Consider the following 26,874-nt stretch of genomic DNA (forward strand, 5'->3'; position numbering starts at 1 on the left):
CGGGCCAGTTAGGACAATGAGAGCGCTCAGGCAAAGGCAATCACAAGCGGACCGAGCAAGGTCAGCAGCACGTTCGCCAGCGCGTAGGTAATGGCGAAGGGAATCGTCGGCACACTGCTCTCGGCCTTCTCAAGCACGCCGCCAAAGGCGGGGTTGGCCGAGCGCGAGCCGGACAGTGCGCCCGCCAGCACGGCAACGTTGTCGTAGCGGAGCACATAACGGCCGAACAGGTACGTCAGGATCAGCGGGACCATGGTGACGATCACGCCGGCAATGAAGATCGACACGCCGCTCTTTTGCAGCGTCGACCACGCCTGCGCGCCGGAGCCCAGCCCCACGCACGCGACGAAGGCGGCCAGGCCCATGTCTTTGAGGATCTGCGAAGCAGCGTTGGGCAACTGGCCGAAGGTCGGGTGCTTGCCGCGCAGCCAGCCGAACACCAAGCCCGAGAGCAGTGCCCCGCCACCGCTGCCCAGCGTGAGCGGAATGCCGCCCCACTTCACCACCAGCATACCGATCAGCAAGCCGACCAGCACCCCGAGGCCCATGTAGACGAAATCGGTCTTGTCGCCGGGCGGCACGGGGTAACCGACTTCCGCCGAGGCGCGCTTCACATCGGATGGCGCACCATGCAGCGTCACCACATCGCCATGCAGCATGACGGTGCCGTCCAGCAGCGGCACCGCCTTGCCCATGCGCGTGATGCGCGCGATGTAGACACCGTGCTTCATGTCGCGCGTGGCCTGCGCCTTCAGCTCGCCCAGCGTTTTGTGGCTCGCGCCCTTGCGCGTGAACACAACATCGCGCACCTGCAGCGGCTGGTCCATGTCGGAAGACATGGAGGATTCATCACCAAGCAGCGTCCAGGCCCTGGCGGCAGCTTCCCGACGCCCGATCAACAGCACGCGATCGGCGTGCTGCAGTTGCAGGCTGGGTTCGATAGTCAACTCGCTGCCATTGCGCTGGATGCGCTCGATGGTGATGCCGTCGTCCAGCGTGGTTTCGACCTCGCGCACAGTCTTGCCCGCGCCCGTGGTCACGTCATACACGCGCCCGACCAGCGCCGGCAGCGAGGCCACCTCGCCCTGCTCCAGCGGACGCTTGCCGCCGGCCATTTCCAGCTCGGCTTTCTTGGCGTCGTCACGCAGCTCACGGCCCATCAGGCGCGGCAGGATGTTCACGCACATGATGATGGCGCCCAAGCTGCCGAACACGTACGTCACCGCATAGCCAATCGCCACGTTCGATTGCAGACGCGCCACTTCGTCGGCCGGCAAGCCCATGCGCGACAGGGCATCGCCCGCCGTGCCGATCACCGCCGATTGCGTCATGCCACCCGCCGCAATGCCCGCCGTCAGCCCCTTGTCGAAACCGAACAGCTTGCCGCAGATGAGGATGGTCACCAGCCCGCTCACCGCAAGAAACACCGCCATGGCGATCTCGCGCAGGGTGCTGCGATTGAGGGAGCTGAAGAACTGGGGCCCGCTTTCATAGCCGACCGCGTAGATGAAAAGCGCGAACATGATGCTCTTCACGCCGGAATCGATGCTCACGCCAAACTGGCTGATGAGCACGGCGGCAATCAGCGAGCCACCCACGCCGCCAATCTGGAATTTGCCGAAGTTGATCTTGCCGACCGCATAACCAATGGCGAGCGACAGAAAGAGCGCCGTCTCCGGCACGCTCTTGAACACGGTGTGGATCCAATCCATGGACAGCGATTCTCCGCAAGGCAGTACGATATTGTCTGATTGATCAAACAATCAGACATCAAATCAGACGCCGCACCATGTGGAGTGCGACGCGCCCGAGGACCTTAGAAGCTACGCACCGGCGATGTCAATTTCACAAAATTTAACTGCCACGGCATATTTTTAACGCTTTGCATTAGAAGATTGCGCCCAACGCAAACGTTGACGTGCATGCATCTCGCTGCAATCATCGTCCGCCTATAACGCCGCTGACGACGCACCACGACCTGGTGCCCGGACAGCCCGAGCCGCCGGCTTCGCGCGAACCGCGACGCCCGGTCTTCGATACAAAAGACAGGGACAGGACAATGAAAAGCAAGGTGGTGGTTTACGGACCGCTTTACGGGAAGTGGTACGCGATTCTGGTCAACGACGGCGTGGCCGAAGAGTCGAATCAGTTCGGATCGTACGAAGCCGCCATGGGCTTCGCCGCACACAAGTATCCGGAGCTCGAGCAGGAACGGCAGCCCTACGCACGGGGCCGCGAAGAAGAAGTGCCAGTCTGAGGCAGCGAGGTCGGGGCATCACCCGACACGCCGCCCGCACACGCTTCGTGTTAGTGCGGCTGCACTGAGCAGAAGCGCCCGGCAATCCAGTCAAACACGCTGCCCTCGCGAAGCGAGCGGCTTTGCGCGTCTTCGCCATAGCGAATCTGGTACAGCGGATTGCCGCTGGCGTTACGCGCGCGATAGAGCGTCTGCGCGATCACCGTGTAGGTGCGCTGCGCGCAGTCAAGCACCACTTGCTTGACCGACGAGCGGATCGGCTGGCCGTCCGACGTCTTGATCGTGAAATCGGGCAGGACGTTGCGCAACAGCTTGAAGTGCACAGTGGGTGTGCCGGCTTGCTCCTCAACCTGCGGCTTGACGGATTGCTTGTCGACGTATGACACCACGCCTGTAGCGCCGACGAAGCGGCGCCAGCGATCGTCATCGTTGGCACGCTCGGGCGCTGCGGATGCTGCGGGGGTTGCAGACACAGCCGGCGCAGCCGCCGACGTGGATACGGTTTGAGCGAACACGGGCATCGCTGCCCACTGCGCAACAACCAACGTGGCTGCTGCGATGGCGCTTTGCGGGCGCCAGCCTCCTGTCTTCATGGGTGGTCTCGCCTTGCTGCAAAAACTAAGCGGGCGATTCTACCGTGTCAGCTCAACCGTTCTCGTCACATCTGATTGGCGGGCTCAGCAACCTCAATACCGGCAAAACGCAGATACAGCGTGCGCAGCGCCTGCGTGAGCGGGCCAGGCTGGCCGTTGCCGATCTTCACGCCATCGATGGACGCCACCGGCATCACGAACGTCGATGCGCTCGTGTAGAACGCCTCGGCTGCCTGTTGGGCTTCCTGCACGGTGAACGTCCGCTCTTCCAGCGTCAGGCCATGCTCGCGCGCCAGCTCCAGCACCGACACACGCGTAATGCCCGGCAGCACAGCATTGGAGAGCGGGCGCGTAATCAGGCGCTTGTCCGCGGTGATGATGAAGGCGGTGGACGACGCGCCTTCGGTCACGCGGTCGCCATCGGTCATCCAGGCTTCCTGCGCGCCAGCGGCGGCAGCCATCTGCTTGGCCATCACCTGCGGCAGCAGGCCCACGCTCTTGATATCGCAGCGCTTCCAGCGCAGGTCAGGCACCGTCACCACGGTCGCGCCCTTGCGCGCCAGCGGGCTGTCGACAATGGTCTTGACCTGCGTGAAGGCCACGGCCGTCGGCGTGATGCTGGCGGGAATACCGAAGTCGCGCTCAGCCACGCCGCGCGTGACCTGCATGTAGACGACACCCTCCTCCAGGCCATTGCGTGCCACCAACTCCTCGCACACACGCGTCCATTCGGCTTCGGTGTACGGGTTCTCGATGTCGATGGCAGACAGCGAACGCGTCAGGCGCGCGAGGTGCGCATCGCTGTCGACGAGCTTGCCGCGCGCGACGGCGGTCACTTCGTAAATGCCATCGGCAAAGGTGAAGCCGCGGTCCATGATGGAGACGGTGGCTTCGGCGGCGGGCACGTATTGGCCGTTCAGGAAGACGATTCGGGACATGCTGGGAGGAAGAGTTTCGAGGCGGGCGGGACTGCCCTGCCAGGGAATCTAAAGGATACGTGGGCCACACCGCGAATAGCGTTTTGCGCTCGGGTTATGCGCAAACGGCATGACGGGCCGGAGGCGTCCGGTAGACTTGCGGGCTTTCCGGAGACTTCCGGCCAACCTCACCCGCCATGTCCGACCTCATCATCCGCCCTGTCGCCGAGCCCGATCTGCCCGGCATTCTGGCTGTGCAACAGGCGTGCTATGGCGATGGGTTTCTCGAGCCGGGCGATGCACTGGCCAGCCGCTGGGCGCGCAGCCCGGCCATGTGTCTGGTCGCGCTGGATGGCGCCGAGGTGGTCGGCTACCTGCTCTCGCATGCGTGGCACGCATGGGCGCCGCCCAAACTGCACGTGCCGCTGCCCACAGCAGATGGCGCGGACGTGCTCTGGTTCGTGCACGACATGGCCATCGCCCCGGCTGGCCGCGGTCAGCGCCTGGGGGAACGCCTTTATGCAACCGCATGCGCCAGCGCCCAGGCCCAGGGTCTGTGGCAATCACGGCTGGTGGCGGTGCAAGGCGCTGATGTCTTCTGGCGCCGCCTCGGCTATCAGTCCGCCAACCTTGAACGCACACAGTTAACGGCATTGCGCACCATTTACGGTGATGACGCCCAGTTGATGGAACGCCAACTACCCTGAGCGCCCGCCCCGTCACTCCGTTACAATTCGTAACACCCGTATATCTTCTGTAAGACTGCGCGCGCGCCATTCCACTACAGTGCCGCCGTAGCGAGGATTTCCATCATGCAAAAGAACCTAGCGCTGTGCGCTCTGGCCGCCATTGCGGCGTTGTCGTCCCAGGCGGCTCTGGCCCGAGTCAATGTCGATATCGGCATTGGTGTGCCGGGGCCGGTGTATGTCGCGCCCGCGCCGGTCTATGCACCTGCGCCGGTGTACGCACCGCCTCCACCGCCGGCCTACTATGCACCGCCCCCCGTCTATGTTGCGCCGCAGCCGGTGGTTGTTGCGCCCGGCTACTACGATGACGGACGCGGCCGCGAATGGCAGGAACGGCAATGGCGCGAGCAGCGCTGGCGTGAGCGCGAATGGCGCAAGCACCATCGTCGCGACGACTACGACGATTGATCGCGCGCCCGGCAGCGCTCAGGCTGCCTTCTTCGCCAGGCCGAGGTAGGTCTCAATCACGCGCGGGTTGACGGCCAACTCTTGCGCCGGGCCTTCGAGCGTCATGTCGCCCGTTTCCAGCACATAGCCGTAATCAGCCACCTGCAGGGCGGCGCGCGCGTTTTGCTCGATCAGCAGCGTCGCTACGCCGGTTTTGCGCAGGTCGCTGATGATATGGAAGATTTCTTTCACGATCAGCGGCGCGAGGCCGAGGCTCGGCTCGTCCAGCATCAGCAGTTGGGGCTTGGCCATCAGCGCACGGCCCACGGCCAGCATCTGGCGCTCACCGCCGGAGAGCGTGCCGGCCTCCTGCACGCGGCGCTCCTTCAGGCGCGGGAAGAGGTCGTAGACCACGTCCATCTGATCCAGATAATTGCGCTCGCCTGCCCGCTTGCGGCGATAGGCGCCGAGCACGAGGTTGTCTTCCACGCTCATGGTGGCAAACAGCTCGCGCTTTTCCGGCACCAGGCACATGCCGCGCGCCACGCGCTTTTCCACCGGCAGACCGGTCAGGTTATGACCGAGGTACGAGACCACGCCATTGGCCGAACCGGTGGTCGGCAACGCGCCCATGATCGCGCCCAGCATGGTCGACTTGCCGGCGCCATTCGGGCCGATGACGGTCACGATCTGCCCCGCCCCCACCTTCAGGTTGGCGCCGTGCAGTGCTTCCACCTTGCCGTAGCGGACGTGCAGATCCTTGACTTCGAGGATGATCGACATGCGCGTTCTCCTTATTCCACGCCGCCTAGGTAGGCTTCCAACACTGCCGGGTTTTGCTGCACCTCTTGCGGCAGCCCTTCGGCGATCTTGGTACCGAATTCCATCACCACCAGCCGGTCGGTCAGGTTCATGACGAAATCCATATCGTGCTCGACCAGCAGCACGCTCATGCCTTCAGCTTTCAGCTTGGTGAGCAGCGCGGCCAGAGCCTGCTTCTCCTTGTAGCGCAAGCCGGCGGCGGGTTCGTCGAGCAGCAGTAGCGCCGGGTCGCAACACAGCGCACGGGCGATTTCCAGAATCCGTTGCTGGCCGAGCGCCAGGCTGCCGGCTTCCTGATACATGCAGTCGGCCAGGCCAACGCGCTCCAATTGACGGCGCGCCTCGAACAGCAGCTTCTGTTCTTCCGCCTGGTTCATACGCACCACGCTGGCGAGCACCCCACCCTGCGCTGCAAAGTCGCCCCGCAGGTGGGCGCCTAGCGCCACGTTCTCCAGCACCGTCATGCCCGACAGCAGCTGCACGTGCTGGAAGGTGCGGCCGATGCCGCGCTTGACGATCTCGCGTGAGGGCTGGCCGCTGATGCATTCGCCGCGATAAAGCACCTCGCCGCGCGTTACCGGCAGCACGCCCGTCACGAGGTTGAACGTGGTCGACTTGCCCGCGCCGTTCGGGCCGATCAAGCCGATGATTTCGCCGGCCTTCACCTGGAAGCTGACGTCGTTGACGGCCACCAAGCCGCCGAACTCCTTGCGCGCGGCACGCACGTCGAGGATCAGTTCACCGGCCTGCGGCTTCTCGCGTTGCTTGAGCGCGGGCGCATCCTCCGGCGCGCGGGCCGTCGGCGCAGACGGGAACAACTTGCGGATGAATGGCCATACGCCATCGCGCGCGTGCTGCAGCAACAGCACCAGCAGCACACCAAACACGATGATCTCGAAGTTGCCGTTCGAGCCCAGCAGCTTCGGCAGAATGCTCTGCAGGCTGTCCTTCAGGATGGTCAGCAACCCGGCGCCGAGCACTGCGCCCCATACATGGCCTACGCCACCGACCACCGCCATGAACAGGTATTCAATGCCGTAGTTCAGGCCAAACGGCGTCGGGTTCACCGCACGCTGCAGGTGCGCGTAGAGAAAGCCCGAAATGCACGCCAGCACCGCCGCGCAGACGAAGATCACCACCTTCATCCACGCCGTGTTCACGCCCATCGCCTCGGCCATGGTGCCGCCGCCCTTGAGTGCGCGGATGGCGCGGCCCGGGCGCGAATTCAACAGGTTCTGCACCGCCAGCACGGCCACAACCACCACGGCCCAGATCAGGTAGAACATCTCGCGCCCGGTCTGCAGCGGCTTGCCAAGGAAGTTCAGCACCGGAATACCGTTCAGCCCGTCGTACTTGCCCAGAAACTCCAGGTTGCCGAACAGGAAGAACAGCGACAGGCCCCAGGCAATCGTCGCCAGCGGCAGGTAGTGTCCCGACATGCGCATCGTGATGAGGCCGATCACGTAGGCGCAGGCCATCGTGATCACCAGCCCGGCGAGCAAGCCCAGCCACGGAGACAGCCCGTACTGCGTGGTCAGATACGCCGTGCTGTACGCACCCAGGCCAACGAACGCGGCCTGCCCGAACGAGGTCAGCCCGCCCACGCCTGTCAGCAGCACAAGGCCAAGCGCGACAAGGCTATACAGCCCGATGTAGTTGAGCAGCGTGATCCAGAACTCCGGTGTCGGCACCACCGGCACCAGCGCCAGCACGATCACGAAAAGCGCTGTCAGCACGCGGTTGCGCGAAAGCCAGCCGCGCTGGCCGGCCTGATCGGAAGATTTGGTCAAGGTCGTCATCGGCTTATTCCTCTTCTTCGACGTGCTTGGTGGTGAGCGACCTCCACAGCAGCACCGGGAGGATGAGCGTGAACACGATCACCTCCTTGAACGCCGACGCCCAGAACGATGAATACGACTCCAGCAGCCCCACCAGCAGCGCGCCCAGCGCAGCCACCGGATAGCTGACCAGCCCGCCCACGATGGCACCCACGAAGCCCTTCAGGCCGATCAGGAAACCCGACTCGTAGTAGACCGTGGTGAGCGGCGCGATCAGGATGCCGCACAGCGCGCCGAGCGCTGCCGCCAGCGTGAAAGCCAATCGGCCCGCCTGCGTCGTACCGATACCCACCAGCCGCGCGCCGAGCCGGTTCACGGCGGTAGCACGCAGTGCCTTGCCCGACACCGTGCGGCCAAAGTAGAAGTACAGCGCCACGATCATCAGCAGCGACACCGCCACCACCCACAGGCTCTGGCCCGACACCGAAAGCGCCCCCAGATCGAAGCGCGCATCCGAGAAGGCATCCGTACGCGAGCCTTCCGCGCCAAACATCACGAGGCCCAGCCCCACCATCGCAAAGTGCACGCCCACCGAGACAATCAGCAGCACCAGCGTGCTCGCCTCAGCCAGCGGCTCGTAGGCCAGGCGATAGATCATCGGGCCCATGGGAATGACGATCAGCAGCGCGAGCGCCACCTGCACTGCCATCGGCAGCGTCATCGGCGCAAGCATGGTGGCCGCGGCGTACACCGCCAGCGGAAAGACAAGATACTTGCCTGCGTAGATCGCGCCCGTGCGTAGCGCATGCAGGCGCAACTCGGGCTGCAGCAGCGTGCGGCCCATCTCGACGAGGAAGGTCAGCACGCCGAGGGCAACAAGCATGGACGCCGACAGCGGCGCCTTGTTGGCCTGGATGGCCGCCAGCGTGAGCGCGCCATAGGCCACGAACTCGCCCTGCGGGATGAAGATCACGCGCGTGACCGAAAACACCAGCACGAGCGCCAATGCCAGGAGCGCGTAGATCGCGCCCGATGTCACGCCGTCCTGCGCCAGGATGGCGGCAATCGACAAGTCCATGAGTCTCCTCGTTCTTGTAGTCGTGGGATTCGCGCGGAAACACAAAAAGCGCGACAGGGCGCCACGAGTTACGAGATAGTAAATTTCTTACGACAGGATGAAATTGGCGAGAACCCTAACGCGATCACTAGCGCATCGCGCGAGTCCGCCGCCCCCCTGCCTTGGCAGGTTCTGGTGCCGGTGCCCGCAGCATGGTCGAAAGCTGTGTCACGAATGCCCGCAGCGTCGCTTCCAGTTCACCCCCGCGCTCTGCATAAAAGAGCGGTTGCAGGTTCAGCGCAATCAGCACCAACGCCAACTGCCCGCGCTCGCCAAACACCGGCAACGACAGCGCGCTCACCCCCGGCAACAGACTGCCCGAGACCCACGATGCACCTTCCCGGCGGATGTCTTCGCACAGGCGGTAGTAGTCCGTCAGCGAGCGAGGCAGGCCCGGCAGATCATCGCTGGCGCGCTCATGCAGTTCGCGCTCCACCAGCGGCAGCGTCTGTTCGATCGGCAGGTACGCGCCGAACAGGCGGCCGGTGGCGGAATTGAGCATCGGCATGACGTCGCCGATGCGCAGATTCACGCCGGGCGCCCCGCCGGCCTTTTCCCAATGCACGACGGTCGGGCCGCGATCACTCCACACAGCAATACCGATGGTGTGGCCGGTCTGATCCCGCATGGCGGCCAGCAAGGGCCGTGTGCGGACGATGGCATCGGTGCGGTTGAGGCTGGCCAACCCCAGGCGCAGCGCAAAGGGACCCAGCTCATAACGACCGGTGAGCGGGTCTTGCGAAACGGCGCCCACGCGCTGCAGGCTCACCAGATAACGGTGCGCCTTGGACGGGTGCATGCCCGCCGCACGCGCCAGGTCGCCCAGCGCCATCGCGCGCATGGCACGCGTCAGCGCCACCAGCAATTGCGAGCCGACCTCGATGGATTGAATGCCAGAGCGGTCACGATTTGCACGCGCGTCCTCAGCATCGCCATCGGGTGGCAGGTCGTCTTCGACTTCAGTGGTCTCCATGTCCTCGTGGGGCGCGAATTGGGCGGTGCGGGAGGCAACAAGTGCTGCGAGCGTAGCATGCCGATCGCAGTCGTTAACGACGTTTTAATTTTTATGCATTGTAGAAACAATGCTTCTATTCATAATAAACGTATACCCTAGGCGCGCCACCCGACCGTGCGGTCTATGATGGGCAACGTTCGGTCATGCCTGACATCTACGTGCCTCCAACCGCGCTTTCACGGCATCTTCAGCGCCGAAAACAATTCCCCAACCCGTAATGCACTACACCAGGAGTGACAGAATGGCCAAAGCCTTCGCCTCGCAAGCCGACCTCGAGGCCAAACAAGTCACCTTCACCCAGCTCTCTCCCAACGCTTACGCCTACACCGCCGAGGGCGACCCGAACTCGGGCGTCATCATCGGCGACGACTCGGTGCTGATCGTCGACACCACCGCCACCCCGGCGATGGCACAAGACCTGATCGCTCGCATCCGTGCCGTCACCGACAAGCCGATCAAGCACGTGGTGCTGTCGCACTATCACGCGGTGCGCGTGCTGGGCGCGTCGGCGTACTTTGCTGAAGGCGCACAGAACATCATCGCCAGCCGCGGCACGTACGAAATGATCGTCGAGCGCGGTGAGGCGGATATGAAATCCGAGATCGAGCGCTTTCCGCGCCTGTTTGCCGGCGTCGAGACGGTGCCCGGTCTGACATGGCCGACGCTGGTATTCGAGCGTGAGCTGACGCTGTTCCTCGGCAAGCTGGAAGTGAAGATCCTGCACCTGGGCCCCGGCCACACGAAGGGCGACACGGTGGTGTGGATTCCGTCTCAGAAGGTGCTGTTCTCAGGTGATCTGGTCGAATACGACGCGGCCTGCTACTGCGGAGATGCCCAACTTGAAGAGTGGCCCGCCACGCTGGATGCCCTGCGTGCACTTGGCGCCGACAAGCTCGTGCCCGGCCGTGGCCCGGCGCTGCTGAACCCCGCCGAAGTCGACAAGGGCCTCGCTTACACGCGCGATTTCGTGTCCACGCTGCTCCAACGCGGTAAAGAGGCCGTGGCGCAAAAGATGGACCTGAAGGCCGCCATGGCCCACACCCGTGCGGCGATGGACCCGAAGTTCGGCAACGTCTTCATCTACGAACATTGCCTGCCGTTTGACGTGACGCGCGCCTTTGACGAAGCCAGCGGCATCAAGCATCCGCGCATCTGGACCGCCCAGCGCGATCAGGAGATGTGGGCCGCGCTGCAGAACTGACGCGGCGCCTCTGCCGTGAACTGAATCGACCAAAAAAGCGGCGGCCAAGACCGCCGCGGGTGCGAGCGAGACATGAATCCCGATTTCCAGAACCGCGTTTTCTCGTACACGCCGTGCGCTGAACAACAGCCCGGTGCGGCAACCGCATCCCGCCCCGTCGTCATCGTCGGCGCGGGGCCGGTTGGTTTGGCCACGGCCATCGATCTGGCGCAGCAAGGCGTGCCCGTTGTCGTCGTGGATGACGACTGCACGCTGTCCACCGGCTCGCGCGCGATCTGCTTTTCCAAGCGCTCGCTGGAAATTTTCGACCGTCTTGGCTGTGGTGATCGCATGGTCGACAAAGGCGTGAGCTGGAACGTCGGCAAGGTCTACCTGAAGAACGAGCTGCTCTATAGCTTCGACCTGCTGCCCGAAGCCGGCCACCACCGCCCCGCGTTCATCAACCTGCAGCAGTACTACGTCGAAGGCTTCCTCGCCGAACGCGCGCAGTCTTTGCCGAACATCGAGCTGCGCTGGAAGAACAAGGTGACGGGCCTCACGCAGGATGCCGATGGCTCAGATCACGTTATGCTCACCATCGAAACGCCCGACGGCACGTACACGCAGCGCGCGCAATACGTGGTCGCCGCCGACGGCTCGCGCAGCTCCGTGCGCCAGATGATGGGCCTGGAAGCCCACGGGCAGACGTTCAAGGACCGTTTCCTGATCGCTGATGTGCGCATGGACGCGCCCTTCCCAAGCGAGCGGTGGTTCTGGTTCGATCCGCCGTTCCACCCGAATCAATCCGTCCTGCTGCACCACCAGCCCGACAACGTCTGGCGCATCGACTTCCAGCTCGGCTGGGACGCAGACCCGGTGGCCGAAAGGCAGCCCGAGCGCGTCATCCCCCGCGTGCGCGCGCTGCTGGGTGAAGGCGTCGACTTTGAACTGGAGTGGGTCAGCGTCTACACGTTCTCGTGCGAACGCATGGACCGCTTCCGCCATGGCCGCGTGCTGTTCATCGGCGATGCGGCACATCGTGTCTCGCCCTTTGGCGCGCGCGGCGCCAACAGCGGCCTGCAGGATGCCGAGAACCTCGCGTGGAAGCTGCGTATGGTCCTCAACGGCGACGCACCCGACGCGCTGCTCGACACCTACGCCAGCGAGCGCGAATTCGCCGCGGACGACAACATCCGCCACTCCACCCGCTCCACCGATTTCATCACGCCCAAGAGCCCGGTCAGCCGACTCTTTCGCGATGCCACGCTGCGGCTGGCCAAGCACTATCCGTTTGCGCGCACGCTGGTCAACAGCGGGCGATTGTCGATGCCGACGGTGCTCGACAGCTCACCGCTGATGACACCGGATGACGCGCCATTTGCTGGCGCACTGGTGCCGGGTGCGGTTGCCCTGGATGCGCCGGTACGCGGCGCCGATGGCCGCGCAGGCTGGCTGCTTTCTCACATGCGCGAGGGCTTCACCGCACTGCGCTTCTGCGGTGCCGGCGAGCATGTCGATGCGTTGCCGTTGTCCACGCTGGCAGTCTTCCCTTCGGGCGGCAAGGGCACGGTCTCGGCCAACGTGACCGCACTCGAAGACGTCGATGGCCTTGTCGCACAACGCTATGACGCGCGGCCCGGCACGACCTACCTGATCCGCCCGGACCAGCACGTCTGCGCGCGCTGGCGCGCATTCGACCTTGCCAAGCTGAACGCTGCGGTGCTTCGCGCCACGGGGCAAACCGCGCTTACCGCAACGTCACGTGCCACTGTCACTGCCTGAGCCCAACGCTGACCACCATGCCGCTGAACACGCAGCCCAACCTGCCCCGTCCCGATGACTTCTACGAGGCATTGATCGATACGCACCGCAACCTGAGCGACGAGCACAGCGCGATGCTCAACGCGCAGCTCATCCTGCTGCTCGCCAACCATATCGGCGACATGGCGGTGCTGCGCGAAGCGTTGGCGGCGGCGCGACTGGCATTGCCCGCAACCAGCGCGTAAGCGCCATCGCGTTTCAACAATCCAACACTCGCACTGCACCGCACTTGCGACTGCGCAAAGTGCGGTGCTAGTATCCGCACCGCTTACCGATCAACCACATTGCACAGGAGGAAAAACATCATGCGTCACCTTGCTTTCCCCTTTGCAGGCCCTTGCCTGGGTTGATCGAATCTCTCGCGCTGTAGCACACAGCGTCTTCGCATTGCCCCAAGGCTCCGGCCTGCCACATCAGACTTTTTTCAGACCTGATATGGAATATTCATGGGCAATTGCATCTTGCATTTGTTCGATGGCGGCACCCTGATCGCCTCGGACGACACCTGGATCGAAGGCGATGCGATCCGACAACTTCAAACCACCAAAGCACTCGACGGCATGCGTCATGTGGCCGGCATGCCGGATCTGCACCCTGGCCGCGGCTACCCCGTGGGCGCAGCATTCTTCTCGGTCCGCCGCCTGTATCCGGCGCTGATCGGCAACGACATCGGCTGCGGCATGGCGCTGTGGGCCACCGATCTTGACGCGGGCAAAGTTAGCCTGGACAAGCTCGAAAAGCGGCTCGGCAACATCGATACACCGCTCGACGAAAGCTGGAGCGAACGGGTTGCATCGCTGGCTCCGGCGGGCACGGGCTTTGATGCCGCGCTTGGCACCATCGGCGGCGGCAACCACTTTGCCGAGCTGCAACGCGTGGATGAAATCTACGACGAGGCAGCGGGCATCGCGTTGAACCCGCGTCAGCTTCTGCTGCTGGTACACAGTGGTTCGCGCGGGCTGGGCCAGGCCATTTTGGAAGAACAAGTTCGCGCGTACGGCCACACCGGCCTGGCACAGGACAACCCCGCGTGCACCGCCTATCTGGAACGCCACGAAACGGCGCTACACTTCGCCAAAGCTAACCGCGAACTGATCGCGCGCCGCATGCTGGACCGCCTGCACGCGCAGGGCAAACCGCTGCTCGACGTGCATCACAACTTTGTTGCGCCGGCCACGGTGCATGGCGAACGCGGCTGGCTGCATCGCAAGGGAGCGACGCCGTCGGATGCGGGTGTGGTCGTCATCCCCGGTTCGCGCGGGGACTACAGCTACCTCGTCGCCCCACTGCCGAGCGAGCACGGCCTGTTCTCGCTCGCGCACGGTGCGGGCCGCAAGTGGATGCGCAGCGAGTGCAAAGACCGCCTGGTGCGCCGCTTCACCCCGGCGCAGCTCAACCGGACCAAGCTGGGCAGCCACGTCATCTGCGAAGACAAGCAGTTGATTTACGAAGAGGCGCCTGAAGCCTACAAGGCGATCGACAGCGTCATTGCGCCGCTGGTGGATGCGGGCTTGGTGAAGGTGCTCGCGCGCCTGCGCCCGGTGCTGACCTACAAGACGCGTGGGGAGTGCTGCTGATGGTATTGCTGCAATTCTCTTCTGCACAGGGGCCAGCCGAATGCGCGCTGGCGGTGGCGAAAGCGCTCGCGCGCCTGCAACGCGAGTCGGCAGACGCTGGCGTACAGCTCGAACTGCTTGAACGGGAAGATGGCGAGCGCGCCGGCACGCTGCGCTCCGCATTGATCAGCCTGGAAGGCGATGCTGAAGACGCCGTGGCGCGCGCGTGGGAGGGCACGATCCAGTGGACGTGCACGAGCCCTTATCGCTCGCGGCACGCGCGCAAGAACTGGTTCTTTGGTGTGGCGCGCTGTGCGGCGCCATCGGAAACGCTACCGAGCGAGATCCGATTTGAGACCACACGTTCGTCGGGGCCGGGCGGGCAACACGTCAACAAGACGGAATCCGCCGTGCGAGCTACGCACATCGCCACGGGCATCAGCGTGAAGGTGCAGACCGAGCGCAGCCAGCACGCCAACAAGCGGCTGGCCGTGCTGCTGCTCGCGCACAAACTGGCAGACCACGATGCTGCTGCCAACGCGGCGCAGCGTGCAGAGCGGCGCGCGCTCCATCACCAGGTGGAGCGCGGCAACCCGCGCCGCGTGTTCAAGGGCGAACGGTTCGAGCCGGCAACCCGTGGTTAGCGGGCCTGGCGCGTTCCGGCGAGTTGGCCGCGCCGGTACTCGCCTTGCCGCTCCAGCATCCAGCCTGGGTATTCGGCCGGGAGTTTGCTCAGACCATCAAGCTGCGCCAACTCTTGCGCTGTCAGCTCCACTTTGGTGGCGGCGATGTTGTCGTCAAGCTGCTCGACCTTCTTGGCGCCGACGATCACGGTGGTCACGGCACGCTGGTGCAGCAGCCAAGCCAATGCGATCTGTGCGACCGACACCCCGCGCGCATCGGCCATGACGCGCATGGCATCGACGCAGGTGTAGGCGCGCTCGCGGTCCACCGGTGGGAAATCGAACTTGGTGCGGCGGCTGTCCTGTTCGCCCTGCTGGTCCCGCGTGTATTTGCCGCTGAGCAGCCCGCCGGCCAGCGGGCTCCACACCATCAGACCCAGGCCTTCGCTCTGGAGCATCGGCACCAGTTCACGCTCCAGGTCGCGGCCGGCAATCGTGTAGTACGCCTGCAGGCTTTCGAAGCGCGCGCAGCCCAGTCGCTCCGCAATGCCCAGCGCCTTGACGATCTGCCAGGCGGCCCAGTTCGATACACCGGCATAGCGCACATGCCCCTGCTGCACCAGTGTGTCGAGCGCACGCACGGCTTCTTCGATGGGCGTGGCCGGATCAAAGCCGTGGATCTGATACAGGTCGATATGGTCGAGCTGCAAACGCGCCAGGCTCGCCTTGACTCCATCCATGATGTGATAGCGCGAGGCGCCGCGCGCGTTCGCACCTTCACCGGTCTGGCCGAACACCTTGGTGGCCACGACCACGCTGTCGCGCGCCACCTTCAGGTTCTTGAGCGCCTGGCCCGTGATCTGCTCCGACACGCCGTTGGCGTACACGTCTGCGGTATCGATGAAATTGATGCCGGCATCGAGCGCCCGCCCGACCAGACGCTCCGCGTCGGCCTGCTGCAAGGCGCCAATGTTCTGCCAGATGCCATCGGTGCCGCCAAAGGTCATGGTGCCCAGGCACAGCTCCGATACAAACAGGCCAGTCCGGCCCAACTGGTTGTAGCGCATGAGGTCAACTCCGATACGGTGTGATTGGAGGCTGAGCGCGCAGGCTCAGGACAGGCATGAAGCGCAAAGGATAGGACGGATTGGTCAACTGTGCAGGGCACATCATTCTGGTGGGTTTTTGGGGGCTCTCCGCTCGACACCTTCAAACCAACGCGTGCCGCCGAGTGGTGCGCTTTGCGCACCCGATCGGAAAACGCTTGACGCTCTAGCAAGCGCCCCCTCCTGCACACCTTGTGAAAACCCAGTGCGATAATTCCTCGCGATTGTTGATCGGCGCGACACGCACCCGTTTCACAATCGCTCCATCCATCAGAACAAACAGCTATGAAAAAGAGACAACTGATGTCACTGGCAGCGGCATTGGCCTGCGCCACCTCCCCCACCGCATTCGCACAGCCCGCCAAGGCAGCCAACACCGATAGCGCCTTGCTCCAAGCCGCGCAACAGCACAAGGATGCGTTCGTCAAAGACCTGGCCGCGCTGGTCAATATCGACACCGGCACCGACGATACCAATGGGCTGGCCAAAGTCGAGGCGATCCTCGCACAACGCCTGAAAGACCTCGGCGCCAGCGTCGAAGTCGTTGCCGCACCGCCGGCTGCAGGCAAAGCCGTGATTGGCAAGCTGCAAGGCACCGGCACGCAGAACATCATGCTGATGATTCACTACGACACCGTGTTCGGCGTCGGCGAGGCCGCCAAGCGCCCGTTCAAGATCTCCGGCAACAAGGCCACCGGCCCCGGCGTTGCCGATGCCAAGGGCGGCGCGCTGCTGATCCTCTACGCGCTGGAAATCGCACGCGAGCGTGGCTTCAAGGACTACAAGACGCTGACCGTGCTGTTCAACCCCGATGAGGAAAAAAGCTCGCTCGGCTCACGCAGCCTGATCACCAAGCTGTCAGCCGATCAGGATTACGTGCTGGTGTATGAACCGCCCGAAGCCGATGTGGTGACTGTGGCCACCAACGGCATCGCCTATGTGCATCTGGACGTAAAGGGCCGTGCATCGCACGCGGGCTCCGCGCCGGAAGCCGGCCGCAATGCCGCGCTGGAACTGTCCAACCAGATCGTGCAGCTCAAGGATCTGGGCGACCCGGCCAAGGGCACCACGGTCAACTGGACGGTGGTCCGCTCGGGCGATCGCGTCAACATCATCCCCGAGGCGGCCTCCGCCACCGCTGACATGCGCATGGCCGACGTGGCCGAAGTGCAACGCGTGCAGGCCGATGCCGACAAGATCATCCAGAAAAAGCTGATTGCCGACACCGAGGTCAAGGTCAAGGTGGAGAATCGCCGCCCGCCGTTCAGCCGGAATGCCAACAGCGACCGCCTGGCCGCTGCTGCCGATGGCATCTACAAGGAGTTGGGCAAGTCGATCAAACCGGTGGCCATGCGCTACGGCACCGATGCCGGCTTCGCCTACCACCCGAACGGTGGCAAACCCATCGTGTTAGACGGCATGGGCATCGTTGGCGACCGGCTGCACTCGTCAGACGAATGGGCCGACCTCGACAGTGTGGTGCCGCGCCTGTACCTGACAGTGCGCATGATGGAGGTCATGGGCAAGGGCAAGCTCGCCGATTGATTCGGCCCGCCGAGTCATCTCTGCGGATGCGGGGATGACTCGCGCTACCCCTCCAATTCTGCAAAGCGCCGCGCGACGAGGTTGCGCAGCCACTGGTTGCCGGCATCCTGATGGAAACGCCGGTGCCAGAACACATTGGTCTGCAGCGCCGGCAGCTTGAGCGGCGGCGCCACGAACTGCAGCCCGAACGGCGGCGCCGCGCGCTCGGCCAGCTTGCGCGGCACCGTCACCACCAGGTCCGTCGTGCTGACGATGTACGGCACCGCCACGAAATGTGGCACCGAGAAGCGCGCCGATTGCGTGATCCCCGCCTTGTCGAGCAGCGGCCCGATGGCGTTGTACGGGCTGGCTGAACTCGCCACTACCAGGTGTGACGCCGCGCGAAAGCGCTCCAGCGTCAGCGCACCCTCCGCCAGCACGTGGCCGCGCCGGAACATCGTCACGTAGTCCTGCTGGAACAGGCGGCGCTGGAAAATGCTCTCGCCCGACAGATCATCGAACGCACCGATAGCGAGGTCGATGGCACCTGCCTCCATCTCCGCCTTCATGTCGAACCCGCCGGCACGCAGGGTGTCGATGCGCACGCCGGGCGCCTGCTCGGCACAGAGCTGCGCCAGTACCGGCATGAAATACACCTCGCCGACGTCGCTCATGGCAATGGTGAAGGTGCGCGTGGAACTGACGGCCTCAAAGTGCGTGCGCTGGCCCAGCGCCCGCTGCAAGGTATCCAGCGCCGTGGCGACCGGCTCAGCCAATTGTTCGGCAAGTGCCGTCGGCATCATGCCGCGCGGGGTGCGCACGAAGAGTTCGTCGTCGAAGGTCTGGCGCAGCCGGGCCAGCGCGTTGCTCACCGCCGGCTGCGATAGCCCCAGACGCTCAGCCGCCACGGAAATGCGCTTCTCACGCAGGATTTCCTGAAAAACCACCAGCAGGTTCAGGTCCACATCGCGCAGGTTGAGCATGCGACGCCCCAATATTCACAATATCAATAGCATGCATTCTCGCATTGATATTCCAAATTTTCACCCAATCCGGACAATACGCGCATACCTAGAACCAGAACGACAGAGCGGCCAATGCCGCCACCGGAGACCACCATGCGCCCAGCCCCCTCTGCCCATGAAGTGCCATCTACTTCCATTGACCTTGCGCGCCTGATCGACCAGGGCAAGGTCGGCGGCTTCCAGATCCTGTTGCTCGCCATCTGCGGGCTGTGCCTGATCATCGACGGCTTTGACGTACAGGCCATGGGTTATGTGGCACCGGCCATCATCAAGGATTGGGGCATCACCAAGGCGAGCCTCGGGCCGGTGTTCGGCGCGGGGCTGTTCGGCATGTTGGTCGGCTCGCTCGTGTTTGGCGTGCTGGGCGACCGCTTTGGGCGGCGGCCGGTGCTGATCATCGCCACGTTCTTCTTTGCGGCCTGCATGTTGGCCACCACGCAGGTGGAAACGGTGCAGGCGCTGCTTGTCCTGCGCTTCATTACCGGCCTCGGGCTGGGCTGCATCATGCCCAACGCGATGGCGCTGGCCGGCGAGTTCAGCCCGGCGCGCTCACGCGTGACGTGGATGATGCTGGTGTCCTGCGGCTTTACCGTGGGCGCAGCGCTGGGCGGGTTCGTGAGCGCGGCACTGCTGTCGAGCTTCGGGTGGCACGCAGTGTTCCTCGTGGGCGGACTGGTGCCGCTTGTCATTGGCGTGATGATGGTGCTGTGGCTGCCCGAATCCCTGCAATACCTAGTGCTCAAGGGCGATCCGCAAACGCGCCATCAACGCCTCGCACGCTGGCTGGGCAAACTTGCCCCGCAACTACAGGTGAACGCGCAGACGCAGTTCGTCGTGCCCGAGGCACCTGCGCGCGGCATGCCGGTCTCCGCGCTGTTCACGGAAGGCCGCGCCAAGGTCACGCTGGTGCTGTGGGTCATCAACTTCATGAACCTGATCGACCTGTACTTCCTGTCGAACTGGCTGCCGACGCTGATTCGCGACGCGGGGTACTCAACGGATACCGCTGTGCTGGTAGCCACCGCGCTGCAAGTGGGCGGTGTGATCGGCACGCTCACGCTGGGCCGGCTGATTGATCGCCTGGGTTTTGTGCGCGTGCTGGCCGTGTGTTTCCTGATCGCCTGCGCCACCGTTGCGCTGATCGGCCATGTGGCGGCGGCACTCCCGATGCTGGTGGCTGTCGTGTTTATCGCTGGCTTCTGCATCGTCGGCGGGCAACCCGCCGTGAATGCGCTGGCCGCCACGTATTACCCCACCACGCTGCGCGCCACCGGTATCGGCTGGAGCCTGGGCGTGGGCCGCATCGGCTCGGTGCTCGGCCCCGTGGTCGGCGGACAGTTGATCGCCATGCAGTGGACGGGCCAGGCGCTATTCCAGGCAGCGGCGGTGCCGGCGCTGGTGTCGTTCGGCATGGTGCTGGCGCTCACGCTGGCCGCCAGTGGCTCGGACGCCGCACGCTTTGCTGCGCGCAAGCCTGCTTGATGGCTTTCGAACGACTACGCTTTCCCTTGACGACCTTTTCTCCAAGGACTTCACCATGAACATGCTCGCCCCGACGGCCCCGAGCGCGTCCCCCTTCGCATTCACCCCCGCGTCGCTGGACCGCCCCGCTTACCAGAGCGGCTTCGGTAACGAGTTCGCCACCGAAGCCCTGCCGGGCGCACTGCCGCACGGGCAGAACTCGCCACAGAAGGCGCCGTATGGCCTGTATGCGGAGCAGATTTCCGGCACCGCCTTCACCGCGCCGCGCGCGCACAACCGCCGCTCGTGGCTGTATCGCATTCGCCCGGGTGCCGTGCATCTGCCGTTCGCCGCCATGGCGCAAGCGCGCTTCCACAGCAACTTCAACGAGGTGCCGCCCTCGCCCAACCAGCTGCGCTGGGACCCGCTGCCCGCCCCGGCCGCCGGCACCGATTTCGTTGACGGCGTCGTCACCTTTGCCGGCAACGGCGGCCCCGACGCGCAAACCGGCTGCGGCATCCACCTGTACGCCGCCAACGCGGACATGACCGACCGCTTCTTCTACAACGCCGACGGCGAACTGCTGATCGTGCCGCAGCAAGGCCGCCTACGCCTGCTGACCGAGATGGGCGTGGTCGATGTCGAACCGCTGGAAATTGTGGTCATCCCGCGCGGCGTGCGCTTCCGCGTCGAGTTGCCCGATGGTGAAGCCCGCGGCTACATCTGCGAGAACTTCGGCGCCCTCTTCCGCCTGCCGGACCTGGGCGTGATCGGCTCGAACGGTCTGGCCAACCCGCGTGACTTCCTCACGCCGCACGCCTGGTACGAAGACCGCGAGGGCGACTTTGAACTCATCGCCAAATTCCAGGGCAACCTGTGGACCGCCAAGATCGGCCACTCGCCGCTGGACGTGGTGGCCTGGCACGGCAACTTCGCGCCGTACAAGTACGACCTGCGCCTGTTCAACACCATCGGCTCGATCAGCTACGACCACCCGGACCCGTCGATCTTCCTGGTGCTGCAGAGCCCGTCCGACACGCCTGGCGTGGACACCATCGACTTCGTGATCTTCCCGCCGCGCTGGCTGGCGGCCGAGAACACGTTCCGCCCGCCCTGGTTCCACCGCAACATCGCCAGCGAGTTCATGGGCCTCATCCAAGGCGTGTACGACGCCAAGGCCGAAGGCTTTGTGCCGGGCGGCGCCAGCCTGCACAACTGCATGAGCGGCCACGGTCCCGATGCGGACACATTCGAGAAAGCCAGCAACGGCGACACCACCCAGCCGCACAAGGTGGACGCAACGATGGCCTTCATGTTCGAGACACCCGCCGTCATCCGCCCGACGCGCTTCGCGGCAGAATCCGCACAGTTGCAGGCCAAGTACTTCGAGTGCTGGCAAGGCCTGAAGAAGCATTTCGACCCGACCCAGCGTTGATACCGAATTCGCCTTGACGCCAAGGCATACATCCAGAAGGTTTGGCCGTACCCTGCCCTTGATGGCGCCTTGAATTTCTGTTGCAGAGAGGAAAAAGGAAGGGGAACTGTCTGAGCGAAGCGAGTTTTCCCCTTCCCCTCTCTGCGACATAAATTCAAGGGGAAGTCGCCATCTCGGGCGCGCCTTTCTTTGCTTACTTTCTTTGGCAAGACAAAGAAAGTGAGTCGCCCCCGGCAGGGGGTGAAACAGAGAATGCACTGACAGCGTCAAGCCCCAAAACAACCCAACGCCCCCGACCCAACATGACCACACGACAACTAAGCTGGCTCGAATCCGCCAACACCCCCGACACCCACTTCCCGCTAGAAAATCTGCCCTTCGGCATCTTCTCCACCAAAGAGAACCCCTCGCCGCGCGCCGGCGTCGCCCTGGGTGACCAGGTGATCGACTTGGGCGCATTGGACGACGCCGGCCTGCTGCCCGCCTCCACACGTGGCACCTTCCGCACCGGCACACTCAACACCTTCATCGCCCTGGGCAAACCCGTGTGGGCAGAAACGCGCAAAAAGCTGCAAACGCTCTTCAGCGTGGCCGACACCCACGTGCGCGACAACGCCACCCTGCACGCCCGCGCCCTCGTGCCGCAATCCCACGCCGTGATGCACCTGCCGATCAACATTCCCGGCTACACGGATTTCTATTCGTCCAAGGAGCACGCCACCAACGTCGGCCGCATGTTCCGTGACCCCGAAAACGCGCTGCTGCCCAACTGGCTCGAAATCCCCATCGGCTACAACGGCCGCGCCAGCTCGGTGGTGGTGAGCGGCACGCCGCTGCACCGCCCAATGGGCCAGATCAAGCTGCCGGACCAGTCGCGCCCGATCTTCAGCGCTTGCCGCAAGCTGGACTATGAACTGGAGATGGCCTTCGTGGTCGGCAAGCCAAGCGCGCTGGGCGAAGCGATTGCCGTCGATGCAGCACCGGACCACATGTTTGGCGTGGTGCTGCTCAACGACTGGAGCGCGCGCGACATCCAGCAATGGGAATACGTGCCGCTAGGGCCGTTCAACGCCAAAACGTTCGGCACGTCGATCTCGCCGTGGATCGTGACGATGGAAGCGCTGGAGCCGTTCCGCGTGGCCAACCCGGCGCAATCACCCGAGCCGCTGGAATACCTGCGCCAGAGCCAGCCCAACGCTTACGACATCGCCCTGGAAACGGCGCTGCGCCCGCACGGCACGGATCACAATGGGCGCGCCACCATCGCCCGCACGAACTTCCGCGCGATGTACTGGACGATGGCGCAACAGCTGGCACACCACACCGTGTCCGGCTGCAACGTGCGCGTGGGAGATTTGATGGGCTCCGGCACCATCAGCGGCACCACGCCCGATTCGTACGGCAGCCTGCTGGAGCTGACCGTCAATGGAAAGCAGCCGCTTGACCTTGGCAACGGCACCACGCGCGCCTTCCTGGAAGACGGCGATGAAGTCATCATGACCGGCTGGTGCCAGGGGGATGGCTATCGCGTGGGCTTTGGTGAAGTGCGCGGGGAGGTACTACCGGCGCGTAATGTGAAGTAAGGCATCCCCGAGCGGCGGATCAAACGTCCGCCGCTCCCATCACTCCGTCCTCGCCGCCAGCGCGGCCAGCATCGCATCGCCAACAACATGCTCGCCGCTGGCCTTGAGCACTTCACCGGCTCCGCGAGCGTCCCGCGCTTCGCGGTTCTGGCCGAGCTTGAGCTTGCCCTCAAGCCGCGTGATCTCGATCTCGATACCGACAATCATCTTCAGCAGTTCATCGACATAGTCGGCAGGAGCGTCGGACATCTTCCACGGCACGGGTTGCGAAGCCTCATGTGCCCGCGTCAGGCGCCCGACTACACCGCGCACGAAGCGCTCATCGTCGCGGATGGTCATGCGGCCATGGGCGTGCACGACGCGGTAGTTCCACGTCGGCACATCCTTGTGGTGCTCATGCTTGCTCGGGTACCAAGTCGGCGAGATATACGCATCGCCCGCGCGAAAAATGACCAGCACTTCGTCGCCATTGGCCACGTCTTGCCAGAGCGGGTTGGCGCGCGCCACATGGGCGTGCAGTGCGCCTAGCTTGCCCGCTTCGGGCAGCAACAGAAACGGGATATGGTTCGCATCGAAACCGCCCTCGCAGCGCGTGACCAACGCGCCGAGCGGGTACTGCGCGATCAGCGCATGCAGCGCTTGTGCACGCGGTTCCTCAAACTGGGTGGGGATGTACATGAACGCTCCGTCGATCCATACGGCTGTCGGGTTTCATGCATTCTGAAATGCAGGCACACAGACGGTACAGAAACAGTTGCGCCTGTTTCCAGAGGCAACTGTACTGGCGGTGACAGATTACTGGAGCTGCAGCGCGAGGTAATACCTATGCGCAACGGACGCAGCGTCCATCTCTCGCATCACTCTGCTTTGGCGGCAGCGCAAGCCAGCATCGCATCGCTGATCACACGCTCGCCGTTTGCCTGGAGTGCTTCACCCGCGCCGCGAATGTCCCGCGCTTCCTTGTTCTGGCTGAGTTTGAGCTTGCCTTCGATGCGCGTGATCTCGATCTCGATGCCGACAATCATCCCTAGCAGCGTGTCGATGTAGTCAGCCGGTGCATCGGACATCTTCCAAGGTGTTGGCTGCGAAGCCTCGTGCGTGCGCGTCAGGCGCGCAACCACACCGCGCACGAAGCGCTCGTCGTCGCGGATGGTGATGCGGCCGTGCGCATGGGCCACGCGGTAGTTCCACGTCGGCACCTGCTTGTGCGCCTCGTGCTTGCTCGGATACCACGTGGGGGAGATATACGCATCACCCGCACGGAAGATGACGAGCACTTCGTCGTCATTGGCCACGTCTTGCCAGACCGGGTTGGCGCGCGCCACGTGGGCATGCAACACGCCAAGCTTGCCCTCTTCAGGCAGCAGCAGGAACGGAATGTGATTCGCATCCAGCCCGCTCCTGCCGTGCGTGACGAGCGTGCCGAACGGGTTCTGCGCGATCAGCGTATGCAGCGCCTCGGTGCGCGATTCATCGAAATGGGCGGGGACGTACATGGCAACTCCGGTGGCGTCTGGGCCAACCGCTCGGGGGAAGGCACCCATTGTGAACCAGAACATGGCTCCATTACAGGGCCATCCCCGCCCGAATTGATGGAACCACGTAGCCTCAATCCCGCAGCAGATTCTTGGCGATGATGAGTTGCTGGATCTGCGTTGTGCCCTCGTACAGGCGCAGCAGGCGCACATCGCGGTAGAAGCGCTCGGCCTTGTACTCTGCAATGTAGCCCGCGCCGCCGTGGATCTGCACGGCGCGGTCTGCCACGCGGCCAACCATTTCCGTGCAGAACATCTTCGTGCACGAGGCCAGCATGCTGACTTCGTGATCCTGCTTGCCCACGGGCTTGGCGTCATAACGGCGCGCGCAATCGCGCACCATCGACATGCTCGCGTACAGCTCGGCCTGGCTGTCGGCCAGCATCGCCTGAATCAGTTGGAAGTCTGCAATCGGCTGGCCGAACTGCTTGCGCTCCTTGGCATACGCCACGGCATCCGTGATGAGCCGGTGCGCCATGCCGCAGGCCAGCGCAGAGATATGCAGACGCCCGCGATCCAGTACCTTCATTGCTGTCTTGAAGCCCTGCCCCGCTACACCGCCGATGATGTTGGCCGCAGGCACCCGCACATTGTCGAGCATCACGTCGCACGTCTTGGTGCCGCGCTGGCCCATCTTCTTATCCGGCTTGCCGAGCGTGATGCCGGGCGTATCGGCCGGCACGATGAAGGCGGAGATGCCACCCGCGCCCTCGCCACCGGTGCGCGCCATCAGCGTGAAGGCGCCGGCGCGCGGCGCGTTGGTGATGAAGCGCTTGGTGCCATTGATGACGTAGTGGTCGCCATCCAGCGTGGCGCGCGTCTGCAGTGATGCCGCATCCGAACCGGCGCCCGGTTCCGTGAGCGCAAACGAGATGATCAGCTCGCCGCTGGCGATGCGCGGCAGGTAGTTGGCCTTCTGCGCATCGGTGCCGTCCATCAGGATGCCCTGAGAGCCAATGCCGACGTTGGTGCCAAACACCGAGCGGAACGCGAACGCGGTGTGCCCAAGGTCGTACACCACCTCGCATTCCTGCGCCATCGACAGGCCAATGCCGCCGTGCTCTTCCGGAATCGACAGGCCGAACAGGCCCATCTCCTTCATGTCCGCGACGATCTCGGCGGGCACGTCATCCTCTTCTTCGAGGATGTTTTCCGCCGGCATCAGCCGTTCCTGGATGAAGCGCTGCACCGATTGCTGCAGCAGGCCGAAGGATTCGTCGTCGAGTGCCATGTCGCTTGGCTCCAATGGGATGTTCCGGCAGATATTACCGACTTGAGGCGTTTTGACAATCCGTTCCTACATCAACAGAATGTCGAGTCTGCTTCACCAATATGGCACGCCGGGATGGATCCGATATGGACCTGAATGCACTCAAGCTGTTCGTAGAAATCGTCGATGCGGGCAACCTGTCGGCGGCGGCGCGCAAGCTGCAGACCACGCGCTCCAACGTGAGCCACCGGCTTAAGGCGTTCGAGCGAGCACTGGGCGTGCAGTTGCTGCGCCGGACCACCCGCCGCGTGGAGCCAACCGAAGTCGGCGCCGGCATCTACGAGCATGGGCGCAGCATCCTGCGCGAGATGGCGGCGGCGGACGCGCTGGTGTCGTCGCTAGGCAAATCGCTGCAGGGGAGCGTGCGGCTGTCGGTGCCGACAGGGCTGGGGCACTTACTGGTGTCGCCGCTGCTGGTGGCGTTCAAGCGCGCGTATCCGGACATCCGGCTGGATGTGCGCTTCGACAACCGTGTGTCCGACCTGATTGGCGAAGATGTGGATGTGGCACTGCGCATCGTCTCGAACCCGCCCGAGTCGCTCGTCGCCACACTGCTCGATGAGGTGGACTGGGTGCTGTGCGCCGCGCCGGACTACCTGGCCGCGCATGGCATGCCAAAGACGCTCGATACGCTGGCCGGACACACCATCGTCAGTGCGCCGGCGGTTGGGCAGCCGTTGCGGTTGTCAGCCCAGCTTGGCGATGAACGCATGCATGTCACGCTCGACCCAGGCGTCTCTTCCGACAACTACCTGTTCCTGCAAGCCTCCGTGCGCGCCGGCAATGGGCTGGGCATTCTGCCCTACTACGCGGCGGCTGATGATTTGCGCGAGGGCCACGTCAAACGCGTGCTGCCGGGTTATCGGTTCAGCGTGTTTGGCAGTCGGCTCTACATGTTGGCGATGCCGAGTCGGTATCGGACGCTGGCGACGCGGCATCTGCTGGATTTTCTGAAAGCCGGTTTGCAGAACAAGCTGCCGCGCCTGCCCCAGAAAGAACACGCCTGACTAGTCCACTGAATCATTGAAATGGGAGGCGAAGGACATGCCATGCGGGATGCAGCGCTAGGCGCAAAGCGCAGCAATAGCCAGCTATTGCGAGCATTTGCAACGACGCGATGCGC

The 26,874-nt window shown here is 64.0% G+C and carries 25 protein-coding genes; 13 read left to right on the plus strand and 12 right to left on the minus strand.

Translation table 11 applies throughout. The annotated features are described in order from the left end of the window. Positions 1–26: 26 nt before the first annotated feature. A complete protein-coding gene (gene aspT, locus PI87_RS25055) occupies positions 27–1,712 on the minus strand; it encodes an aspartate-alanine antiporter (protein ID WP_039600419.1) in 1,686 nt (561 codons plus the stop codon). A gap of 347 nt (positions 1,713–2,059) precedes the next feature. On the opposite strand from aspT, the gene PI87_RS25060 reads away from it, so the two are divergent. Next, positions 2,060–2,257: a hypothetical protein gene (locus PI87_RS25060; RefSeq protein ID WP_039600420.1), complete on the plus strand. Its 198-nt coding sequence runs from the start codon at positions 2,060–2,062 to the stop codon at positions 2,255–2,257. Between the two features lie 50 nt (positions 2,258–2,307). On the opposite strand, the gene PI87_RS25065 is transcribed toward PI87_RS25060, so the two are convergent. Both PI87_RS25065 and PI87_RS25070 read right to left on the minus strand, forming a co-directional pair. Continuing rightward, the gene (locus PI87_RS25065; RefSeq protein ID WP_039600421.1) at positions 2,308–2,850 is read right to left on the minus strand and encodes a surface-adhesin E family protein; all 543 of its coding nucleotides are present in this window, start codon (positions 2,848–2,850) and stop codon (positions 2,308–2,310) included. Positions 2,851–2,915: 65 nt separating this feature from the next. Further along, a complete protein-coding gene (locus PI87_RS25070) occupies positions 2,916–3,788 on the minus strand; it encodes a D-amino-acid transaminase (protein WP_039600422.1) in 873 nt (290 codons plus the stop codon). Between the two features lie 176 nt (positions 3,789–3,964). Here PI87_RS25070 and PI87_RS25075 point away from each other — a divergent pair, with 176 nt between their 5' ends. Both PI87_RS25075 and PI87_RS25080 read left to right on the plus strand, forming a co-directional pair. Further along, complete coding sequence (locus tag PI87_RS25075) at positions 3,965–4,474, plus strand: GNAT family N-acetyltransferase (protein ID WP_039600423.1); 510 nt, start codon at positions 3,965–3,967, stop codon at positions 4,472–4,474. Between the two features lie 105 nt (positions 4,475–4,579). Then, on the plus strand, positions 4,580–4,921 hold the full coding sequence (locus PI87_RS25080) for a hypothetical protein (protein ID WP_039600424.1): 342 nt from the start codon (positions 4,580–4,582) through the stop codon (positions 4,919–4,921). A gap of 18 nt (positions 4,922–4,939) precedes the next feature. Here PI87_RS25080 and PI87_RS25085 read toward each other — a convergent pair whose 3' ends face one another. The 4 genes from PI87_RS25085 to PI87_RS25100 form a co-directional block, all read right to left on the minus strand. Then, positions 4,940–5,683 (minus strand): ABC transporter ATP-binding protein, encoded by a 744-nt coding sequence (locus PI87_RS25085; RefSeq protein ID WP_039600425.1) that lies wholly within the window; start codon positions 5,681–5,683, stop codon positions 4,940–4,942. An 11-nt stretch (positions 5,684–5,694) separates the two neighbouring features. Continuing rightward, positions 5,695–7,521: a branched-chain amino acid ABC transporter ATP-binding protein/permease gene (locus PI87_RS25090; RefSeq protein WP_039600426.1), complete on the minus strand. Its 1,827-nt coding sequence runs from the start codon at positions 7,519–7,521 to the stop codon at positions 5,695–5,697. A 4-nt stretch (positions 7,522–7,525) separates the two neighbouring features. After that, positions 7,526–8,578, minus strand: a complete 1,053-nt coding sequence (locus PI87_RS25095) for a branched-chain amino acid ABC transporter permease (protein ID WP_039600427.1) — start codon at positions 8,576–8,578, stop codon at positions 7,526–7,528. Positions 8,579–8,705: 127 nt separating this feature from the next. Beyond that, positions 8,706–9,590: an IclR family transcriptional regulator gene (locus tag PI87_RS25100; protein ID WP_039600428.1), complete on the minus strand. Its 885-nt coding sequence runs from the start codon at positions 9,588–9,590 to the stop codon at positions 8,706–8,708. 283 nt (positions 9,591–9,873) lie between these two features. Here PI87_RS25100 and PI87_RS25105 point away from each other — a divergent pair, with 283 nt between their 5' ends. From PI87_RS25105 to prfH, 5 genes are all read left to right on the plus strand, one after another. Further along, positions 9,874–10,833 carry an MBL fold metallo-hydrolase gene (locus PI87_RS25105; RefSeq protein ID WP_039600429.1) on the plus strand — a complete coding sequence of 320 codons (960 nt, stop codon included), beginning with the start codon at positions 9,874–9,876 and terminating at the stop codon, positions 10,831–10,833. A 72-nt stretch (positions 10,834–10,905) separates the two neighbouring features. Beyond that, positions 10,906–12,594 carry an FAD-dependent oxidoreductase gene (locus PI87_RS25110; RefSeq protein WP_039600430.1) on the plus strand — a complete coding sequence of 563 codons (1,689 nt, stop codon included), beginning with the start codon at positions 10,906–10,908 and terminating at the stop codon, positions 12,592–12,594. Between the two features lie 17 nt (positions 12,595–12,611). Further along, positions 12,612–12,818, plus strand: coding sequence for a DUF2783 domain-containing protein (locus PI87_RS25115; protein WP_039600431.1), 207 nt, complete (start codon positions 12,612–12,614; stop codon positions 12,816–12,818). 261 nt (positions 12,819–13,079) lie between these two features. Next, entirely contained in the window at positions 13,080–14,210 is a 1,131-nt protein-coding gene (locus tag PI87_RS25120; protein WP_039600432.1) for an RNA ligase RtcB family protein, read from the plus strand. After that, positions 14,210–14,833 carry a peptide chain release factor H gene (gene prfH, locus PI87_RS25125; protein ID WP_039600433.1) on the plus strand — a complete coding sequence of 208 codons (624 nt, stop codon included), beginning with the start codon at positions 14,210–14,212 and terminating at the stop codon, positions 14,831–14,833. The genes PI87_RS25120 and prfH overlap by 1 nt, the downstream gene beginning before the upstream one ends. Here prfH and PI87_RS25130 read toward each other — a convergent pair. After that, positions 14,830–15,879, minus strand: coding sequence for an aldo/keto reductase (locus tag PI87_RS25130; protein ID WP_039600434.1), 1,050 nt, complete (start codon positions 15,877–15,879; stop codon positions 14,830–14,832). The genes prfH and PI87_RS25130 overlap by 4 nt on opposite strands. Before the next feature lie 324 nt (positions 15,880–16,203). On the opposite strand from PI87_RS25130, the gene PI87_RS25135 reads away from it, so the two are divergent. After that, entirely contained in the window at positions 16,204–17,463 is a 1,260-nt protein-coding gene (locus PI87_RS25135; protein ID WP_039600435.1) for a glutamate carboxypeptidase, read from the plus strand. Between the two features lie 44 nt (positions 17,464–17,507). On the opposite strand, the gene PI87_RS25140 is transcribed toward PI87_RS25135, so the two are convergent. Beyond that, on the minus strand, positions 17,508–18,425 hold the full coding sequence (locus tag PI87_RS25140) for a LysR family transcriptional regulator (protein WP_039600436.1): 918 nt from the start codon (positions 18,423–18,425) through the stop codon (positions 17,508–17,510). Positions 18,426–18,560: 135 nt separating this feature from the next. Between PI87_RS25140 and PI87_RS25145 the strand changes: the two genes are divergently transcribed. The 3 genes from PI87_RS25145 (at position 18,561) to fahA (ending at position 22,946) form a co-directional block, all read left to right on the plus strand. After that, positions 18,561–19,949: an MFS transporter gene (locus tag PI87_RS25145; protein WP_052321757.1), complete on the plus strand. Its 1,389-nt coding sequence runs from the start codon at positions 18,561–18,563 to the stop codon at positions 19,947–19,949. 55 nt (positions 19,950–20,004) lie between these two features. After that, positions 20,005–21,363 (plus strand): homogentisate 1,2-dioxygenase, encoded by a 1,359-nt coding sequence (gene hmgA / locus PI87_RS25150; RefSeq protein ID WP_039600437.1) that lies wholly within the window; start codon positions 20,005–20,007, stop codon positions 21,361–21,363. Between the two features lie 302 nt (positions 21,364–21,665). Then, positions 21,666–22,946, plus strand: coding sequence for a fumarylacetoacetase (fahA, locus tag PI87_RS25155; RefSeq protein ID WP_039600438.1), 1,281 nt, complete (start codon positions 21,666–21,668; stop codon positions 22,944–22,946). Between the two features lie 39 nt (positions 22,947–22,985). Here the strand turns inward: fahA and PI87_RS25160 are convergent, their stop codons facing one another. From PI87_RS25160 to PI87_RS25170, 3 genes are all read right to left on the minus strand, one after another. Further along, entirely contained in the window at positions 22,986–23,624 is a 639-nt protein-coding gene (locus PI87_RS25160) for an FMN-binding negative transcriptional regulator (protein WP_039600439.1), read from the minus strand. A 179-nt stretch (positions 23,625–23,803) separates the two neighbouring features. Then, positions 23,804–24,442 (minus strand): FMN-binding negative transcriptional regulator, encoded by a 639-nt coding sequence (locus tag PI87_RS25165; RefSeq protein ID WP_039600440.1) that lies wholly within the window; start codon positions 24,440–24,442, stop codon positions 23,804–23,806. A 112-nt stretch (positions 24,443–24,554) separates the two neighbouring features. Next, positions 24,555–25,712 carry an acyl-CoA dehydrogenase family protein gene (locus tag PI87_RS25170; protein WP_039600441.1) on the minus strand — a complete coding sequence of 386 codons (1,158 nt, stop codon included), beginning with the start codon at positions 25,710–25,712 and terminating at the stop codon, positions 24,555–24,557. A 125-nt stretch (positions 25,713–25,837) separates the two neighbouring features. On the opposite strand from PI87_RS25170, the gene PI87_RS25175 reads away from it, so the two are divergent. Next, on the plus strand, positions 25,838–26,758 hold the full coding sequence (locus PI87_RS25175) for a LysR family transcriptional regulator (RefSeq protein WP_039600442.1): 921 nt from the start codon (positions 25,838–25,840) through the stop codon (positions 26,756–26,758). Positions 26,759–26,874 lie beyond the last annotated feature (116 nt).

This window comes from Ralstonia sp. A12, from assembly GCF_000801955.1.
Classification (GTDB): domain Bacteria; phylum Pseudomonadota; class Gammaproteobacteria; order Burkholderiales; family Burkholderiaceae; genus Ralstonia.